At 45.4% G+C, this 18,195-nt stretch carries 16 protein-coding genes and 1 CRISPR repeat array; of the genes, 5 read left to right on the top strand and 11 right to left on the bottom strand.

The genetic code is table 11. The features are described 5' to 3' along the window. Positions 1-16 precede the first annotated feature (16 nt). Positions 17-1,512: direct repeats of the CRISPR family, unit length 30 nt; unit sequence GTTTCAATACTTCCTTAGAGGTATGGAAAC. An 89-nt stretch (positions 1,513-1,601) separates the two neighbouring features. The 11 genes from MC24_RS04055 to tsaE are packed head-to-tail and all read right to left on the bottom strand — an operon-like array spanning position 1,602 to position 14,072. Then, positions 1,602-3,185 (bottom strand): bifunctional aspartate carbamoyltransferase catalytic subunit/aspartate carbamoyltransferase regulatory subunit, encoded by a 1,584-nt coding sequence (locus MC24_RS04055; protein WP_038052797.1) that lies wholly within the window; start codon positions 3,183-3,185, stop codon positions 1,602-1,604. A 35-nt stretch (positions 3,186-3,220) separates the two neighbouring features. Beyond that, positions 3,221-3,730 (bottom strand): dihydrofolate reductase, encoded by a 510-nt coding sequence (gene folA / locus MC24_RS04050; protein ID WP_038052795.1) that lies wholly within the window; start codon positions 3,728-3,730, stop codon positions 3,221-3,223. Beyond that, positions 3,718-5,124 carry an NADPH-dependent glutamate synthase gene (gene gltA / locus MC24_RS04045; RefSeq protein ID WP_038052793.1) on the bottom strand — a complete coding sequence of 469 codons (1,407 nt, stop codon included), beginning with the start codon at positions 5,122-5,124 and terminating at the stop codon, positions 3,718-3,720. Before gltA ends, folA begins: the two co-directional genes overlap by 13 nt. After that, entirely contained in the window at positions 5,121-5,954 is an 834-nt protein-coding gene (locus tag MC24_RS04040; RefSeq protein WP_038052791.1) for a sulfide/dihydroorotate dehydrogenase-like FAD/NAD-binding protein, read from the bottom strand. Before MC24_RS04040 ends, gltA begins: the two co-directional genes overlap by 4 nt. Then, positions 5,938-6,528: an ABC transporter ATP-binding protein gene (locus MC24_RS04035; protein ID WP_268745467.1), complete on the bottom strand. Its 591-nt coding sequence runs from the start codon at positions 6,526-6,528 to the stop codon at positions 5,938-5,940. Before MC24_RS04035 ends, MC24_RS04040 begins: the two co-directional genes overlap by 17 nt. Before the next feature lie 47 nt (positions 6,529-6,575). Beyond that, on the bottom strand, positions 6,576-7,196 hold the full coding sequence (locus MC24_RS04030; protein ID WP_038052787.1) for a hypothetical protein: 621 nt from the start codon (positions 7,194-7,196) through the stop codon (positions 6,576-6,578). Beyond that, the gene (locus tag MC24_RS04025; protein WP_038052785.1) at positions 7,189-9,747 is read right to left on the bottom strand and encodes an AAA family ATPase; all 2,559 of its coding nucleotides are present in this window, start codon (positions 9,745-9,747) and stop codon (positions 7,189-7,191) included. The genes MC24_RS04030 and MC24_RS04025 overlap by 8 nt, the downstream gene beginning before the upstream one ends. Further along, positions 9,737-10,894: a metallophosphoesterase family protein gene (gene sbcD, locus MC24_RS04020; RefSeq protein ID WP_156105042.1), complete on the bottom strand. Its 1,158-nt coding sequence runs from the start codon at positions 10,892-10,894 to the stop codon at positions 9,737-9,739. Before sbcD ends, MC24_RS04025 begins: the two co-directional genes overlap by 11 nt. Then, the gene (locus MC24_RS04015) at positions 10,887-11,273 is read right to left on the bottom strand and encodes a TM1634 family protein (protein ID WP_038052781.1); all 387 of its coding nucleotides are present in this window, start codon (positions 11,271-11,273) and stop codon (positions 10,887-10,889) included. Before MC24_RS04015 ends, sbcD begins: the two co-directional genes overlap by 8 nt. Next, a complete protein-coding gene (lon, locus tag MC24_RS04010; RefSeq protein ID WP_038052776.1) occupies positions 11,270-13,633 on the bottom strand; it encodes an endopeptidase La in 2,364 nt (787 codons plus the stop codon). The genes MC24_RS04015 and lon overlap by 4 nt, the downstream gene beginning before the upstream one ends. Continuing rightward, positions 13,587-14,072 carry a tRNA (adenosine(37)-N6)-threonylcarbamoyltransferase complex ATPase subunit type 1 TsaE gene (tsaE, locus tag MC24_RS04005; RefSeq protein WP_038052811.1) on the bottom strand — a complete coding sequence of 162 codons (486 nt, stop codon included), beginning with the start codon at positions 14,070-14,072 and terminating at the stop codon, positions 13,587-13,589. Before tsaE ends, lon begins: the two co-directional genes overlap by 47 nt. Positions 14,073-14,134: 62 nt before the next feature. Between tsaE and MC24_RS04000 the strand changes: the two genes are divergently transcribed. Genes MC24_RS04000 through MC24_RS03980 form a run of 5 tightly spaced genes read left to right on the top strand, consistent with a single transcriptional unit; the run spans position 14,135 to position 18,192 of the window. Then, complete coding sequence (locus MC24_RS04000; RefSeq protein ID WP_038052773.1) at positions 14,135-14,920, top strand: DUF72 domain-containing protein; 786 nt, start codon at positions 14,135-14,137, stop codon at positions 14,918-14,920. After that, the gene (locus MC24_RS03995) at positions 14,917-15,219 is read left to right on the top strand and encodes a hypothetical protein (protein WP_038052770.1); all 303 of its coding nucleotides are present in this window, start codon (positions 14,917-14,919) and stop codon (positions 15,217-15,219) included. The genes MC24_RS04000 and MC24_RS03995 overlap by 4 nt, the downstream gene beginning before the upstream one ends. 11 nt (positions 15,220-15,230) lie before the next feature. Beyond that, positions 15,231-16,568: a bifunctional UDP-N-acetylglucosamine diphosphorylase/glucosamine-1-phosphate N-acetyltransferase GlmU gene (gene glmU, locus MC24_RS03990; protein WP_038052764.1), complete on the top strand. Its 1,338-nt coding sequence runs from the start codon at positions 15,231-15,233 to the stop codon at positions 16,566-16,568. A 1-nt stretch (position 16,569) separates the two neighbouring features. Beyond that, positions 16,570-17,517 carry a ribose-phosphate pyrophosphokinase gene (locus MC24_RS03985; RefSeq protein ID WP_038052762.1) on the top strand — a complete coding sequence of 316 codons (948 nt, stop codon included), beginning with the start codon at positions 16,570-16,572 and terminating at the stop codon, positions 17,515-17,517. Positions 17,518-17,547: 30 nt separating this feature from the next. Next, complete coding sequence (locus tag MC24_RS03980; RefSeq protein ID WP_038052760.1) at positions 17,548-18,192, top strand: 50S ribosomal protein L25; 645 nt, start codon at positions 17,548-17,550, stop codon at positions 18,190-18,192. Positions 18,193-18,195 lie beyond the last annotated feature (3 nt).

Below are 18,195 nucleotides of genomic sequence, written 5' to 3'. Positions count from 1 at the left end.
ACTCTGAACTCAATGGGTTTCAATACTTCCTTAGAGGTATGGAAACTTTTGTCGCCAAGCCACGGTATCCACTCGAATGCTCGTTTCAATACTTCCTTAGAGGTATGGAAACAAAAGCAATTTATCAAGCACTCGGAACGCTCGGATATCGTTTCAATACTTCCTTAGAGGTATGGAAACAAAAGCAATTTATCAAGCACTCGGAACGCTCGGATATCGTTTCAATACTTCCTTAGAGGTATGGAAACGTTTACAGGGAAACCGTGGCTTTCAATCGGAGACCTGTTTCAATACTTCCTTAGAGGTATGGAAACAGATCGAATTCTACGCGTTTTTTGCATCAGCCTCTTCGGTTTCAATACTTCCTTAGAGGTATGGAAACTGAAATGAGTGCGAGTTTTCCAATATCGAATCCCTGTTTCAATACTTCCTTAGAGGTATGGAAACTGTACTGATACACACCGGTTGACAGCACTGGAGGCTGTTTCAATACTTCCTTAGAGGTATGGAAACACCATACCTCATCCCTCCATTTTGCTCTGACATACCGTTTCAATACTTCCTTAGAGGTATGGAAACATCGAAAAGCGTAGTTTCCTTGGCTTGTCGAGTTCAAGTTTCAATACTTCCTTAGAGGTATGGAAACGCAGCTGTGCGACGCCTACATAATCACCACGCCCATGTTTCAATACTTCCTTAGAGGTATGGAAACTATTTTACACCTCCCAGCCACAATATCTAAGAACGCGTTTCAATACTTCCTTAGAGGTATGGAAACGATAGTTCCTCAAGCGCTTCCAGAAAGTTATTCCAGTTTCAATACTTCCTTAGAGGTATGGAAACCTTGCGGTGATTGAGAGTATTTCGCTCTGTCCTGTCTGTTTCAATACTTCCTTAGAGGTATGGAAACAGGGTGCGGACTACACGCTTGTATCTGCAAATCTCGTGGTTTCAATACTTCCTTAGAGGTATGGAAACTTGTTCACGGCAAAAGTATGGAACCCGAAATATCGGAGGTTTCAATACTTCCTTAGAGGTATGGAAACAAAAATAGCGGATGCACTGGGAGTTGATGTTAGATACTTGTTTCAATACTTCCTTAGAGGTATGGAAACCAACATATCAGCAGTACAAGAAGCAGAGAGAACTTGAAAGTTTCAATACTTCCTTAGAGGTATGGAAACTGTTGGGCTTCATATGTGACAAGCTGGGCACGGGTGGTTTCAATACTTCCTTAGAGGTATGGAAACCAAAACTCACAGAAGAACAACACAAGCTCTTAGACGTTTCAATACTTCCTTAGAGGTATGGAAACACGTCAAAAATGATTGAACAGCGGCAGTTCGGATGCGTTTCAATACTTCCTTAGAGGTATGGAAACCTATCTTGACAATGAAAGAGTGACAAGAAGAAACGCGTTTCAATACTTCCTTAGAGGTATGGAAACATTTCAATTCTTTTTTCATCCATACTCTCACCTCCGTTTCAATACTTCCTTAGAGGTATGGAAACTCACTAATCAAGTGAGTTCGCGTGGGTTATCAGGGGTAAAATAAAAAAGCAGGGGAAAATTCCCCTGCTTTCTTTTTCTTGTGAATTTCTCAAATACTCCAGATCTCTTCGAAAGAATGTGGAGTCTCACAGTATTCACATATGAACTGTCCCTTTTCGTCTCTCACGAAAGAAGGTGAGGCGTTTTCACCGTGTGCGGGATTGGTGATACAGTTCTCGTTCTTGCACCGAAGTTCCTCGAATCCATAGATCGTAGGTGGAAGTTTTATTCTGTATTTTTCAACAACGGTGCTGTTTTTTATGATGTTGACCGTGGTGTTTGGAGAGATTGCCGCGAGTTTCTTTATTTCTCTCTTGGAAAGATAGCGATCTGGCAGACTGATGTAACCCTTGAAGCTTCCATCGCTTGACCGGAAAATACCATCCGCACTGTCCACATCGTAGAGTTTCAAAATCTTTCTTATCTTCACAATTGTTGAGTAGATTTCTTCCGGTGTCTTTCCTTTGGCTACGTGGTCTATCACCGTTCCATTTTCGATGGGTTTTATACCTCTCTTTCCTTCCTTTTGAACACCCTTTGATCCATGCGTGATGGGAGCGGGGATTATGAAGTCTTCTTCTGGCTTTTCATCTTTTCTCGAAGTATCGAAAGGCGCTTCCAGTGCTCCACCGAACATAGAAAGAAGAACGATTCTCACCCAGTAGCCGTTTCTTGCCTGTGTCTCCCATCCGTTCAGAGGGAGTGTGTCCAGAAAATTCGGTATCGTCGGATAAACCTTGTGTCTTGGAAGCGGATGGTAGAACTTCACCCTTTCTGGCAACGCGTCCAGATACTCTCTTTTGAACGTGACCGCCTCTCTCAGAATATGGACTTTCTCAAGGATGTCCTCTCCCATTCTTTCAAGCTGAAGCCGTGTGAAGTACCAGATCCTGGCCACATCTTTCTGGCCGAGATACTCTCTGATCGAAGAGAAGATTCTGACCTCGAAACCGTTCTTTTTCATCTTTTCGATGTAGTGATCGGGCATCATGAGTTCTTCCGGTGCCACAAGATCCACTTTCACATTTTTGAATATCTTCAAGCCGTTCACCTTGGAGTGAACCGTTCGGCCGTGAAGTAGGTCACCAACGAGTGCCACGTGTATGAAAGAGTTGTCGAAACTGTTCTGTTCGAGGAAGGTGTATTCATCCAGAAGTTCCTGCGTTGGATGCTCATGCTTCCCGTCGCCCGCGTTTATGAAAGAGGGTATTTCTATACCGTTTCTGTTCGCAAACTCTGATATCCTTCTTTCCAAGAGCCTGCAGACTCCTTCGAGTCTTGTTCTCACGATGAATATGGAGTAGTCGCTGTAGCTTGTGAGCATGGAGAAGGTGTCCGTGTAGCTCTCCTGTTTGTTAAAAGAGGAATGTTCCGAATCGAAAACGTTCACCTTTACGTTCGGGCCTGAGTGAAACTTTGCAGCGTTTATGAAGGATTCTTTCGTCCTCGTACTGGGTTCGACGAAAACAATGTATATTCCAACGTTTCTTTTCTTTATCCTGAAATCCGATACATCATCTCCGCTGTACCATCTTTGTTTGAGCTCCCTGGTTTTCTCATAGAGGAACATCTGCTCCTCCACACTCAGATCTTCTATGACTGCGAGGGTTCTGCCGAGAAAATCCCGTTTCATTCACGATACCCCCTTTAGACAAAAAAATATCGCACCTAACGGTGCGATTTTCTTACAGAGTATTTGAGAAAAAGTGTGCCTCTTTCGTTCAAACACCTCATTTCTAAGAGTTTCAAAGGAAAGTGACCTTCAAATTCATCGAAAAAAGGTATTCCCCTTCCGAACACGTACGGTTCGACGGTGACGAAAAGCTCATCTACCAGTTTTTCTCTCAAAAATTCCGTGAACACGGTTTTTCCTCCTATGACAGCCACCCTTTCGTAGCCTTTTCCTTCGAGGAATTTTACCACATCCCCAGGTGTACCGTTGAAAAAAACGAGTGAAGAATCGTTAGAAGTTATAGGCCTTCTCGTCAAAACAACATTCAGCCTCTCTGGAAGAGGTCTTCCTATTTCCTCGAAGGTGACCCTTCCCATCACAACGTTTCCAATTTCTGTGGTGATCTCTCTGAAATTTTTTCTGTCTTCGAGAGAGTTCCAGCCTTCAACAGAGGAGGCTATCTTTCCAGAGATGTCAATCGCAAGAACGAAAATCACTTTTGCCACGGGTTCCATTCCCCTGTGAGGTAAGAGTGAATGAACTGCGCCGCTTTCTTTCCAGCTCCCATGGCTTTTATCACCGTCGCAGCACCTGTCACGATGTCCCCACCTGCGAAGACACCTTTCACACTCGTTGCCCCTGTGTCCTCGTCTGCTTTGATGTACCCGCGCTCGTTCAGTTCCAAGTCTGGGAACTCAGAGAGAAGCACCCTGTTTGGACCCTGTCCTATGGCTTCTATCACCATGTCAACTTCGAGAACGAAATTGCTTCCCTCGATGGGAACGGGCCGTGGTCTTCCCGAACCGTCTGTTTCTCTAAGCTCCATCTTCACACATTCCATAGCTTTCACGTTTCCGTTGGCGTCCCCGATGTATCGTATCGGGAGGGTGAGCCACAGGAACTCGATCCCTTCTTCCAATGCATGATGATACTCCTCTCTTCTCGCGGGCATCTCGTGTTCTGTTCTCCTATAGACAATGTACACCTTGTCGGCTCCCAGTCTGAGTGCACTCCTTGCCGCATCCATAGCCGTGTTTCCGGCTCCTATCACAGCCACTTTCTTTCCCACACGAATGGGTGTGTCGTACTCAGGGAAGAGATAGGCTTTCATGAGATTGACTCTTGTGAGAAACTCGTTGGCGGAGTACACTCCGTTCAAATTCGTTCCTGGAATCCCCATGAACTTCGGTGTTCCCGCGCCGGTACCTATGAAGATAGCGTCGTACTTCGAAAGAAGCTCTTTCACCTTGACAGTTTTTCCAACGACCGTGTTGAGATAGAAGTTGACTCCGAGTCTCTTTATGTAGTTGACTTCTCTTTCGACGATCCTCTTTGGAAGACGAAACTCTGGAATTCCATATACGAGAACACCACCAGGTTTGTGAAAAGCTTCAAAGACGTCAACTTGGTATCCCATCTTTGCGAGGTCCGCTGCAGCTGTCAGTCCTGCGGGACCTGAACCAACGACGGCAACCTTTTCTTTCTTCGATCCGGCCAGAGGTTTCGCATCTTCTTCGAGGTTCTCAGCTGCCCAGTCCGCGACGAATCGCTCCAGCCTTCCGATCGCAACGGGTTCGCTGTCTTTCATCTTTCCCACGACACACCTCGACTCACACTGGACCTCCTGGGGACAGACCCTTCCACAGACCGCGGGAAGGTTGTTGTAAGTTTTGAGAATTCTGTAAGATTCCTCGAGTTTCCCTTCTTTGAGTTTCCTTATGAATCCGGGAATGTCGATTCCCACAGGACAGCCAGAGACACACGGATGTGTGGGGCACTGAAGACACCTCTGAGCTTCTGCCATTGCTTCTTCGAGTGTGTAGCCGAGTGCGACTTCTTCGAAGTTTTTTCTCCTCGATTCCGGTGATTGCTCTTTCATCGGAGTTTTTCTGTTTTTCATTCTGGTTCACCTGCCGTTTTTAGAAATCTTTCGTATGAGATCTTTTCCTGCTCTCTGTACTGTGCGAGCCTCTTCAGAAGCTCGTCCCAGTCCACTTCTTCCCCTCTGAACTCAGGGCCGTCCACACAGGCGAACTTGATCTGACCAGAAACGGTAACCCTGCAGGCACCACACATCCCCGTTCCGTCCACCATTATCGGGTTTAGAGAGACCCATATCGGAACTCCGAATTCTCTCGCCTTCAGCGTGCAGAATTTCATCATGATGGTGGGACCAACAGCCCAGCATATATCGAACTTTCTTTCTCTGAAGAGTTTATCCATCGCGTCCGTTACGACACCTTTCATTCCGGCGCTTCCGTCATCCGTCACAAGCAGAACATCAGATATTTCTTCGAATTCATCCACCATGATCAAGTAGTCCTTCGTTCTTGCACCGAGAACGGTTGTGATGTTGTTCCCCGCTTCTTTCAGTGCTTTCGCTATGGGATAGAGCGTCGCTATTCCCACTCCTCCACCCACGAGCAGGACGTTCCCGTAGTTTTCGATATCACTCGGATTTCCAAGGGGACCCACCACATCGAGAATGGTGTCCCCTTCTTTCTTCAGAGAAAGCTCGTGAGTGGTTTTCCCAACGACCTTTACGACCATCCTGAACAATCCTTCCTCGGGCCTTGTGTCGGCCACTGTTAGAGGGATTCGCTCCCCCTTTTCATGGAGCCTGATCACAACGAACTGACCTGGTCTTGCTTCTTTCGAAACAGAGGGTGAATGAATCCAGAAATCGAACACGTCTTCTGCGATTTTCGCCTTCTTAACGATCTCGTTCAAAGCTGTCCCCCCTATTCTCACCGTTGATCACCAGAATTTCGTCGCAGAGTTCTTCAATGTCCTCCCTTATGTGAGAAGATATTATCACCGTGATTCCTTCTTCTTTGAGTCGTTTGAGTTTACTTCTGACGATGCTGGCAGATTCAACATCGAGACCACTGGTCGGCTCGTCGAGAATCAGAAGTTCAGGGTTTCCAGAGAGGGCCACCGCGAGAGCTGTTCTCTGTTTCACACCCTTTGAAGCGTTTCGAACAAGGGTTCCCATGAAAGGCTCCAGCATGAGCTCAGAGACAATGAAGCTTTCCATTTCCACCCCTCTGAGTCTGGAGAAGAAAAGAAGATTCTCACGAACGGTGAGTTCTTCAAGCAGAGCGGGAAACTCTGGAACGAAGGCTATTCTCTTTCGAATGTACGACAGGTCTTTCAGTGCGTCTTTTTCGAAGAGAAAGAGTCTCCCTTCGTCCGGTTTCAGAATGGTGGCGAGTATCTTCAAAAGAGTGGTCTTCCCCGCAGAATTCTGTCCAACAATACCGAGAGATTTCCCTTTCTCGAGAGAAAACGAAACTCCCTCCAGAACCTTCTTTTTCCCGTAGGATTTTTTCAGTCTTTCTGCAACTACAACTATAATCCCAGCTCCTTTCTTTCTTCATCGGTAACATACTTAGAAAGCTCCGGCTTTCTGTACAGAATCATCTCAACTGCCCTTCTGAAGAACTCCTTTTGGTCTTCTGAGAAATCATCACTCCTCAGGGCCTTCAAGAGGATTCTCAGAGATCTCTCCGTTGGAATGTTGGCGAGTACCATCGCCACCTGCTCGCAAAGTTCCTTTCTGTAGGCATCCTCGAACATCAGGTATTCCAGCTCTGGCAGGAAAACTTCTCCTTCTCCTATTTTAGCGAGTGCTTCGTATATGATGAGAAGCGCTTCTTCTGAGTCATACTTTTCCATGAGTTCGTATAGAACGCTTTTCATTCTTTTTTCACCGAGATCTCCGAGTATATCGATTATGTAGAGATTCGTGATATCGTTCTTCTCAAAACCCCTTTCCCTTCTCTTTTGAATTTCGTTGAAGAGGAACTCCCTTGCCCGGTCACCGAGCCTGTAGAACACTTCGGAGACGATTTCTTTCACTTCCGGGTCTTCGTCCTCCAGAAGCTCCAACAGTTTTGGAAACGCTCCCTCTCCTTTTTCCTTCACTATTCTCTCTATCAGTTCCTCTTTCTTTCTCCTTTCGTCACTCATTCACCACAACTCCTCCCATTATCCTCAGTTTCCTGTCGAAAGCCTCCGAGAACTCCCTGTCGTGCGTGATGAAAACGATCACTTTGTTCAATCTTTCGAGTTCTTTCAGAACGGAAGCGATCTTCTCTTTGTTCTCCGTATCGAGACTGGAAAACCCTTCATCGATGAAGAACGCGTCCAGCCTGCCGGATGCCACCTCCGCGAGGGACATGGCAAGAGATATGGAAATGAGAGCTCTTTCTCCACCGGAAAGTCCCCTCGCTGGTCTTTCGATGCCCCAATCTTTTATGATGAAACCACCTTTTTCGTCGTCAAAATCTATGTCGAACCTTCCATTCGTCAGAATGTCGAGATAAGCCCTCGTTCTTTTCAGGACCGCCTCAAGGACTCTCCCCGTGAAATATCTCGAGAAGTTGCTTTTATCGAACAGGTATTTCCTCAGAAGGTCCAGGTTGTTGTATTCACTGTTCAATTCTTCCAGTTTCTTTTCCAGACTCTTCAACTCTCGCTCTCTTCTGAGTGTCTCTTCGATGAGATGGTTGAGACGTCCTTCTTTTCTCTCAAGATCCGATATTTCCTGTGAAAGAAACTCCAGTTGACCTCGAACTCTTTTGTAGTCTTCGCTCACATCTTGTATGTTGTCCGATTCGAGTTCTCTCAAGCTTTCCTCGAGAAGTCTGATTTCTGTCTCCACAATTCCCAGCTCTTTTTCCACGTCCTTTACTTCCTCTTTGACGAGGATTCTGAAATCTTCAAAGCTGATCCCTATCTCCCTTAAACGATCGAAGAAATCACTTTTCAACCGGTCGATCTCTTCGCGCTGTTCTTTCAGAGTTTTCTTTTTAGTTTCAATCTCTCCCTTTATTTCTTCCAGCTGGTTTTCGATCTGCAAAAGTTGAACATCGGCCGCTGTGATCTTTTGGGAAATAGAATTTCTTTCTTCTTCTATTTTTCTGAGTTTTTTTCTCTTTTCATCCAGCTTTTCCTCCAGATCTTCCGAATAACCCAACCTGCGTAATTCTTCGTCGATTTTTTCGATCTGATTTTGAATACTCTCCAGATTTTTCCTCTCTTCTTCGATTTTCATCAGAATATCTTCTATGATGCCGGAAAGGCTTTTCTTTCTCTCATCCAAAACGTTTAGAGCGCTTTCCAGTTCGTTTCTTCTTTGCTCAAGGCTTTCAAATTCGTTAACGTTGAATTCAACGGCTTCCACCCCTCCATGGAACTCTCCACCGCATACAGGACAGATGTCACCTTCGTTCAAGCTGGAAGCTATCTGATATGCCAGCCATCTCATACGGTCTTTCCTCAGAGTTGAGAGTTCTTCGAGCAGTTTTTCCAGTTCATATTTCGTTTCTTTCTCTGTCTTTTCGATCGAAAGCAACTCTTTTTCTCTCTTCTCTTTTTCTTCGATGAGTCTTCTGATCTCTTCCTCGAGCCTTGCGAGGTTTTCTTTCAATCTTATTCTTTGCTCAAGAAGTGGTCGAGAGGACTTCAGAATTCTTTCAAGAAGATCAAACTCTTCGTTGAGCTTTTCTATTACCTCTTCTAGTTTGGAGAGCTTTTCCCTGTGAACAGGAATTTCTTTTGAGATCGCTTCTTTCTTCCTTTCAAGTTCTCTGTACCTCTTCTCCCAGCTGTTCAAATCCTGTGAGAGTCTCTCAAATTCTCTCTGCCTGAGATAGACTTCTCGAAAGAGCGGTTCCAGTTCCTTTGCTTTTTTCACCTTCCGTTCGTGGACCACTTCTTTTTGCAATTCGTTCTTTCTCAGAGAGAGCACTCTGAGCCTCTCTTTCTTTTTCACGAGTTCCTGATATTTTTCGAGGAGCTTTTTGAGTTGATCTTCTTCTACTTGGAGTTCCTCTCTTTTTTTGAGAAGTTCTTTCTTTTTCTCCGAGACGGTTTTCAACTCGCTTTTCAGAGCTTCCAGATCGTTCTCTTCCAGATACTTCCAGCTGGCAGTGTAGAGAGCTTGCAGGGAGGATATCTCGTTCTCCAGCTTTTTCATCTTCTCTTTGAGGAGTTTTTCAAGCTTTTCGAGTGTTTCTTTGCTTTGGAAAACATCGGAGATGATCTCGGTGATCTCCGATGGAGGGGAGGTCAGAAGTTTATCTATTTCTCCCTGTGGAAGAAAGACTGTTCTTATGAAGGTTCTGTGCTCTATTCCCAGAATTTTTTCCACTTCCTGTTTAACACCGGTGGGTTTTATAGCTATGGCCGCTTTTTTGCCGTTCTCCAGTATCTCAGAGAGTTTCGCGTTGTGCCTTCTTTCTGTAGCATTTATTTCCCTTATGATCTCGTATCTTTTCCCTCCGCGTTCGAATTGAAACACGAGACGGGCGGTTCCATCGGTGGCGTTCTTGTTCACGTAATCGTACGAGTTGGAATACCTTATCCCGTTTCCGAAAAGTGCGAAAGAAATGGCTTCAAAGAGAGACGACTTTCCGGCACCGTTCGGACCTTCCACAACCGTTATTCCGCTCTGGAATTCTATATCGACGTTTTTCAGTCCGAGAAAGTTTCTAACTATGAGTTTTTCAGGCCTCACTCTTTTTCACCTCATCGAGGAGCTCGTCAAGAATTTTCAACAGCTTTTCGTGGTTTTCCTCTCTCTTTTTCAAATATTCCTTGAAGAGCTCGAAATAATCCAGTCTATCCAGCTCTTCTTTGAATTCTTCCGGGTTCTCTCGAAGCACCTCTTCTATCTCTCTCCTCGACTTTCTTTCTATCTTCACCAGATTATCTATCTCTCCCATCAGGTCGGGAAGGATACCGGAGTCTTCTTCATAAATCACCCTCACATAACCGGGAAAATTCCCGCAGAAATCCTTTATACTTCTCAAAGCAGAGGTGTCTATCTTTTTGTAGTAGAGAGTTTTCAATGGAAGAGGCTCGGTGTCTATCCTTTCATATCTGGGGGGGTCTCCTCTTTTCAGCTCAACAAAGACCGCTCCCTTTTCGTCCGCTTCTTCACCGAAATCTATCCTTATGAGAGAACCAGGGTATATGGTGAGAGGTTGCTTCTGAACCTCTCGAAAACTATGAATGTGCCCGAGCGCAGCATAATCAACCACCGACGGAATCAACGCTCTGTTTATGATGACTTCTCTTCCTTGCTCGATTCCGGCGTAACCCGCGAGCCCTTCGACGGTGAAGTGACCAACGAAGATAGCGAATTCTTCTTTCTTCAGCGCTTCTTCGTAAAGTCTGCTGAGCCTGGATTCGAGGAAGAACCTGAAGTCTTCTTCTTTCTTTCTCAAAGCCTCTGACTCGTCAGGATATGGAAAGGGAAGAATTCTCACCTTCTGGCCCAGTTTAGCTTCTACATCCACAGGTTCGAAAGACATGACAAAGGTTATGTCACTCGAGATCGATGTTACGAAGTTTCCGAAAAGCTTCAGACCCTTCCAGTCGTGATTTCCTGGAAGTACAACCACGGGCGCTATTTTCATCATCCTTTTAAGGTAATCCAGAAGATCATGTAGAGCGACAACCGAAGGATTGTTCCTCGAGTGAAGAAGATCACCCGTTAAAAGAATCAGATCGACCTCTCTCTTTTCGGCTTCTTCAATCACTTTATCGAGCGACCTTTTCAGTTCTTCGCGTCGATCTACTGGGCGCGAACTAGTCCACGAAGTGACACCGAGATGCCAGTCGGATGTGTGGAGTATTCTGAGTTCTTTCAAATCAATCACCCGCCAGTTTCTTTCTGCATTCTTCCAGATAAAAACTGGCGATCTTCTTTATCTCCTCGTTGTCAGAAAGATTCAAGGCCTTCTCAAAGAAAACAAGAGCTTCTCCGTAGTTGGCTGTCTCGAACAGATTTTTTCCCTCGGCAATGAGAGACCTGGCCTTCTTTTCCTTCAGAAGCTCCATCCCTTCTATTTTCAAGCCCTCTTTCTTCACGTAGTCTTCAAAATTCTCATAATCGGAGAAAATGTAAAGCTCGTACGCCTTCAACGTTTTTTCCATACGGGTGAGCTTCACAGCAAGGTCCCTGTAGGAGAAATACGTGAGCATGAAAAGAACCGCGAAGACCGTTAAAATGATCACGTAGAATACGTCTCTCTTCACCTCACAATGGCCTCCCTGAGGACTTCCTGTATTTCGTCACAGTAGACGATCTCCATTCCGTTCAGGTATTCCTTCGGTATCTTTTCCACGTCCGGTCTGTTTCTTGAAGGAAGGATCACTTTTTTTATGCCGGCTCTCTTCGCCGCCAGCAGCTTCTCTCTTATACCTCCTACCGGAAGTATTTTACCCCTCAACGTGATCTCACCCGTCATGGCTACATCCCTTTTGACTTTTTTACCGGCGACGGCAGAGTACAAGGCCACTGTCATTGTTATGCCAGCGGAAGGACCATCTTTTGGAACTGCTCCCTCCGGAACGTGGATGTGGATGTCGTTCTTCTCGAAAACTTCTCTGCATTCTTCTCCACACATCTTTCTGACCACACTGAGGGCTATTCTGGCCGATTCTTTCATCACATCACCCATGTTTCCCGTTAAAATGAGATTGCCTTTTCCAGGGAGCAACAAACTCTCCACGATGAGAACACTTCCACCAATCGGAGTCCAGGCAAGACCTGTGACCGCCCCCATCGTGTCTTCTTCCAAGATTTCCTCTTCTTTGAAAACAGGCGGTCCGAGCAACTCTTCAACATCTTTAGTGGTTATTTTGAAAGACTTCTTCTCATTCTTCACAAGACTCTTTCTTATCACCTTTTCTATAACTCGTTCGAGATTTCTCACACCAGCCTCTTTTGTGTATTCTCTGATGATCTTTTTGATCGCTCCTGAAGAAAATTCCACCTTTGATAGATTGTAAGACATGGCAATCTTCGGTATTATGTAATCCTTGGCTATGTGATACTTCTCTGGATCTGAATATCCGGGTATCTCTATGATCTCCATCCTGTCCCTCAACGCGGGAGGAATGGTGTGGAGCACGTTCGCAGTTGTGATGAACAGCACCTGGGAGAGATCGAAGGGTACTTCGAGATAGTGGTCGACGAAATCCTTGTTCTGTTCGGGATCGAGAACTTCGAGCAAAGCAGATGCCGGATCGCCCTGAAAACTGATCCCCATCTTGTCCACTTCATCGAGCAAAATAACAGGATTCTTTGTTCCCATCCTTCTTATGATCTGTATTATCCTTCCAGGAAGCGCACCCACGTAAGTGCGTCTGTGCCCCTTTATCTCAGCCTCGTCTCGGAGGCCTCCAAGGGACATTCTTCCAAACTTTCTTCCCATCGCCTCCGCTATGGTTCTGCCGAGCGATGTCTTCCCTACCCCTGGAGGTCCCACAAGGCAGAGAATGGGAGCTTTGAGGTTCTTCGAAAACTTCCTGGCCACAAGATACTCCAGTATTCTTTCCTTGACCTCTTCGAGTCCGTAATGATTCTTGTCCAAGATCTTCCTCGCTTCTTTTATATCGAGCCTATCCTCGGTGGTTACGTTCCAGGGAAGATTCAGAAGCCAGTCAAGATAGGTTCTGACAACCGTCGCTTCGGCACTGTAGGGTGACATCTTCTCGAGCCTCTGAATTTCTTTGTAGGCCTTTTCTTTAACGTAGTCCGGGTAATCTCCTTTTTCCACCTTTTCGTAGAACTCTTTGATCTCCAGTTCCTCTTCTGCTCCGAGTTCCTCTTTTATAGCCCTTAGCTTTTCTCGGAGTACGTATTCTCTCTGGGTTTTCTCTATTCTATCCTTCACCTTTTTCTCAATTTCTTCTTCTATCTCGAGTATCTCGATTTCTTTCACCAGTATCGATAGTATCTTCTCGAGACGTTCGAGTGGATGGACTGTTTCGAGGAGTTCCTGCTTCGTCTCCAGAGGAACGGGAAGAATCGAAGCAACGAAGTCTGCCAGTTTGTCCGGATCCTGCATTTCTTTCAGGGTAACGAGTGTCTCCTGAGGAAACCTGTGGGTCAGGTTGAAATACCTGATTGCCTTGTCTTTGACACTCCTCATGAGTGCTTCGAGTTTCTTTGTTTTTCTGTATTTCACCTTCAGTATCTTTATCTTCGTGAGGAAGAACGGATCAGTCGAGATGAATACTTCTATCTGTGCTCTCTCCAGCCCTTCCACGAGCACCTTGAACGTGTCATCTGGGAGTTTCATTATCTGAAGAACCTTCACAACCGTTCCTACCTTGTAGAGGTCTTCCGGCTCTGGTGTTTCAACAGATGGATCTTTCTGATTTACCACAAAAAGAAGCCTGTTGTACTTTTCCATAGCTTCTTCGAGCGCTATGAGGGAACCCGTCCTTCCCACGTAGAAGGGAACAACGGTGTTCGGAAAGACACCCATCCCGTTTCTCAAGGGAATACACGGCAAGCCATCGGGTATCTCCAGCTCTTTTTCCTGCTGATTGGCGTACTTCTCAAGTATTTTGAAGCTCTTTTCGGTATCTTTCGATTTTCTCGGCAAGAAAGTTCACCTCCTCAGGTATGAGGATCTCCACGTTTCTGTGACTCTCGTCCGCTATCTCTATCTTCACCTTTATCGAGTCTTCAGGCCAGAATTCTTCGAACAGATCTCCCCACTCTACCACCATGATTCCGTCTTCGTCCTCCAGTATGTCTTCAACATCGAGGTTGAGAAAGTCTGTACCCTGAAGTCTGTAAAGATCGAGGTGGTATATTGTCTTCAAACCCGGATAAACGTTCATAAGGGTAAAAGTGGGGCTCTTCACTATTTTTTCATCGAGGCCTATCGCTCTGATCATACCCTTCACAAACGTTGTTTTTCCGGCTCCAAGATTTCCGGAGAGTATAACCACCTCTCTACCTTCAAGATTCTCGGTGAGAATTTTTGCGAGCCTTTTCAACTGTTCTTCGCTCAAATTTTCAAATCGCAAATGTTTCATTTTCTGTTCCTCCACAGTGTTGTACAATACATACTGAATCCCTCCGGAAGGAGACACATCGAATGGTATACGTAGGAACGAGTGGTTTTTCCTTTGAAGACTGGAAAGGAGTGGTATACCCTGAACACCTGAAACCTTCCCAATTCCTGAAATACTACTGGGCGGTACTCGGATTCAGAATCGTGGAACTCAACTTCACCTATTACACACAACCATCGTGGCGCTCTTTTGTTCAGATGTTGAGAAAGACCCCTCCCGATTTCTATTTTACCGTAAAGACACCAGCAAGCGTCACGCACGTTCTCTGGAAAGAGGAAAAAGATCCTAAAGAGGACATGGAAAACTTTACACGTCAAATAGAACCTCTAATAGAAGAACAAAGACTAAAGATGACTTTAGCACAGTTTCCATTCTCTTTCAAATTCTCCAGAAAAAACATGGAATATCTTGAAAAATTGAGAGAAAGCTACCCGTACGAACTCGCTGTGGAATTCAGACACTACTCTTGGAATAAAAAAGAAACATACGAATTCTTGAGAAATCATGGTATAACCTTTGTGGTGGTGGACGAACCGAAACTTTCCGGATTGTTCCCCTATCGTCCCATCACAACGACTGATTACGCTTACTTCAGATTCCATGGAAGGAACGAAAGGTGGTTCGAAGCCGAAGGTGAAGAAAGGTACGATTATTTCTACAGTGAAGAAGAATTGAAAACTCTTTTTGAAGATGTCGTAGAACTTTCCCGAAGAGTGAAGGAAACCTACGTTTTCTTCAACAACTGTTACAAAGGTCAGGCAGCAATAAACGCTTTGCAATTCAAGAAGATGCTGGAGGAGAGAGTGTGAGCGTTCTGGACGAGATTCTAAGTGTCCTCGAAGAAACCCAGGAAGATCTCTTTGATCTCGTTGGAAAACACATACACCAGCTCAGAAGGAAGTACTCAGACGATGAAATAAACGAAGCTCTCCGAATGATATTGTTTGCCATGGAAATTTCTCAAAAACCCATAATTCACCGTGTTTTCGAGGATTATCCGAGAGAAAAAAGGGTTTTTGTGGAGGAAGATCTGACCAGAGAGGAAATGGAACTCTTTCTGAAAGGGGAAATGAGCGAGCTCGATCTTGAAGAGAGAAACTGGTTTTAAGAGGTGAAAGCATGAGAGCCCTCGTTCTCGCAGCGGGAAAAGGTACAAGGATGAAATCAAAGATTCCCAAAGTGCTACACCCACTCTCTGGAAAGCCCATGATAGAGTGGGTGGTTGAAACAGCCGGGAAAATAGCGCAGAAGGTCGGTGTTGTACTCGGTTTTGAAGCGGAAATGGTTAGAAAAAATCTTCCAGAGTGGGTGGATGTCTTCGTTCAGGAAGAGCAGTTGGGCACCGCACACGCTGTGATGTGTGCAAAAGATTTCATCGAACCAGGAGATGACGTTTTGATTCTCTACGGAGACGTTCCTCTCATAAGTGAAAACACTTTGAGAAGAATGATCGAAGAGCACAGAAAAGGTGCAGACGTGACCATCTTAGTGGCTGATCTCGAAGACCCATCCGGGTACGGTAGAGTTATACAGGATGGAAGCAAATACAGAATAATAGAAGACGCAGACTTGCCAGAGGAACTGAAAGGTGTAACCACGATCAACACCGGATTTTACGTGTTCTCCGGTGATTTTCTTTTAAAAGTACTCCCGGAGATAAAAAACGAGAACGCAAAGGGGGAGTACTACCTCACAGATGCAGTTAATCTTGCCGAAAAAGTGAAGGTTGTAAAAACTGATGACCTGCTTGAAATAACCGGAGTGAACACCAGAAAAACCCTTGTTTGGCTCGAGGAACAGCTCAGGATGAGGAAAATAGAAGAGCTCTTAGAGAACGGTGTTACCATCATAGATCCGGCCACCACTTACATTCACTACTCTGTCGAAATCGGCATGGACACCGTCATTCACCCTATGACTTTCATAGAAGGCAGGACTCGTGTGGGAGAAAACTGCGAGATAGGACCTATGACAAGAATAGTTGATTGTGAGATAGGAAACAACGTGAAGATCACAAGATCTGAATGCTTCATGAGTGTGATAGAAGACGATGTCTCCGTTGGTCCGTTTGCAAGGTTGAGAGAAGGAACGATTTTGAAGAAATCTTCAAAAATTGGAAACTTTGTTGAAATCAAAAAAAGTACAATTGGAGAGGGGACAAAAGCTCAACACCTCAGTTACATAGGGGACGCGTTCGTCGGAAAGAATGTAAACATAGGCGCAGGAACAATCACCTGTAATTACGATGGCAAGAAAAAGAATCCCACTTTCATTGAAGATGGAGCCTTCATAGGAAGCAACTCGTCTCTGGTGGCACCCGTTCGTATTGGGAAAGGAGCTTTGATAGGAGCGGGATCGGTGATAACAGAGGACGTTCCACCGTATTCCCTTGGTCTGGGTAGAGCAAGGCAGGTTGTGAAAGAAGGTTGGGCATTGAAGAAGAGAAAGGAGGAATGATATGTCTTTCTCAAACGAAATGAAAATTTTTTCTGGAAACGCCAACAGACCTCTGGCCGAGAAGATAGCGAATTACCTGAATCTTCAACTCGGTGACTGTGAGGTTGGAAGATTCGCCGATGGAGAGATAAACGTCCGTATAAACGAAACGGTGAGGGGACACGATATCTTTCTCATTCAGCCCACCTCACCTCCGGTGAACGAAAACCTCATGGAACTTCTCATAATGATCGATGCGTTCAAACGAGCATCAGCCAACACCATCGCTGTCGTGATCCCTTACTACGGATACGCAAGACAGGACAGGAAGGCAAAGGGAAGAGATCCCATCAGTGCCAAGTTGGTTGCAAACCTCATCACTGTGGCTGGAGCGACCCGCGTTCTGACGGTGGATCTCCACGCGGAACAGATACAGGGGTTCTTTGACATTCCCGTTGACAATCTCTGGAGCTATCCCGTCTTCGCAGAGGAACTTCTCAAAAGAGAAAACATCGTTCCTGAAGAAACTGTGGTTGTTTCACCTGACGTGGGTGGTGTGAGAAGGGCAAGGAGAATGGCTGAAAGATTGAAAACCTCTCTTGCGATTCTCGATAAACGAAGGCCGAGTGATAACGTTGCGGAAGTGGTCAACATAATAGGAGAGGTTAAGGATAAAGTGGTTATCATGTTCGATGATATAATAGATACTGCTCACTCTATAGTGAAGGGTGCAGAGGCTCTGAAAAATGCAGGCGCAAAGAAGATCATAGCATGTGCAACACACGGCGTCTTCTCCAATAGAGCCTTGGAGAGGATAGAAAATTCCTCGATAGACACCGTGTATATAACCGACACGATATATCATGAAGATCTTCCAGAAAAGGTTAAGGTGATCTCGGTAGCGAATCTCATAGGAGAAGCCATCATGCGAATAAGGAAACATCTGTCTGTGAGCACACTCTTCAGATGACAATGCGAAGACCTACGGGAGGGAGAAAAGATGGTAAGTCTGGAAGCAAGAGTGAGAGAAGTGAAGGGAAAAAGAGAAGCGAGGCGTCTTAGAAGGAATGGAGAAGTACCAGCGGTAGTGTATGGACCAGCAACTGAACCTATACCCGTGAAAATCAAGAGATCGGTCCTCGAGAAGGTATTCCACACCATTTCCGAAGCAACCCCCATTCAATTGATAATCAAAGACGATCAGGGAAACACGGTGTCGGAAAAGACCGTGTTTCTCAAGATGATTCAGAGGGACAAGGTCTCTGAAACGGTCGTTCACCTCGACTTCTATGAACCGACAAAAGGCCATAGAATGAGGATCAATGTGCCTCTCAAAGTTGTTGGAAAACCAGTTGGTGTTGAAAAGGGTGGCTTCCTCGAGGTGTTCCACGAAGAGATACCTGTTGAAACCGATCCCGACAACGTTCCGCAGGAAATAGAAGTGGACGTTTCTTCTCTCGATCTTGGAGACGTGATTTACGCAAGAGATCTGAAACTTCCAGAAGGTGTTAAGTGCCTTCTCGGAGATGAAGAAGTGGTTGTTTCTGTTCTCGTTCCGAAAGAAGTGGTGATTGAAGAAACTACAGAAGCGGAAGAAACCGCAGAACCTGAAGTTATAAAGAGAAAGGAAGAAGAAGAGGAATAACGC

Source organism: Thermotoga sp. Mc24 (assembly GCF_000784835.1).
GTDB lineage: Bacteria > Thermotogota > Thermotogae > Thermotogales > Thermotogaceae > Thermotoga.
This window is presented reverse-complemented; position numbering and strand designations above follow the sequence as displayed.

Coding starts and splice junctions, on each gene's coding strand:
- MC24_RS04055 (WP_038052797.1), bottom strand. CDS start 3,185: ATGAAACGGGATTTTCTCGGCAGAACCCTCGCAGTCATAGAAGATCTG.
- gltA (WP_038052793.1), bottom strand. CDS start 5,124: ATGAAAAACAGAAAAACTCCGATGAAAGAGCAATCACCGGAATCGAGG.
- MC24_RS04030 (WP_038052787.1), bottom strand. CDS start 7,196: ATGAGTGACGAAAGGAGAAAGAAAGAGGAACTGATAGAGAGAATAGTG.
- tsaE (WP_038052811.1), bottom strand. CDS start 14,072: ATGAAACATTTGCGATTTGAAAATTTGAGCGAAGAACAGTTGAAAAGG.
- MC24_RS04000 (WP_038052773.1), top strand. CDS start 14,135: ATGGTATACGTAGGAACGAGTGGTTTTTCCTTTGAAGACTGGAAAGGA.
- glmU (WP_038052764.1), top strand. CDS start 15,231: ATGAGAGCCCTCGTTCTCGCAGCGGGAAAAGGTACAAGGATGAAATCA.
- MC24_RS03985 (WP_038052762.1), top strand. CDS start 16,570: ATGTCTTTCTCAAACGAAATGAAAATTTTTTCTGGAAACGCCAACAGA.
- MC24_RS03980 (WP_038052760.1), top strand. CDS start 17,548: ATGGTAAGTCTGGAAGCAAGAGTGAGAGAAGTGAAGGGAAAAAGAGAA.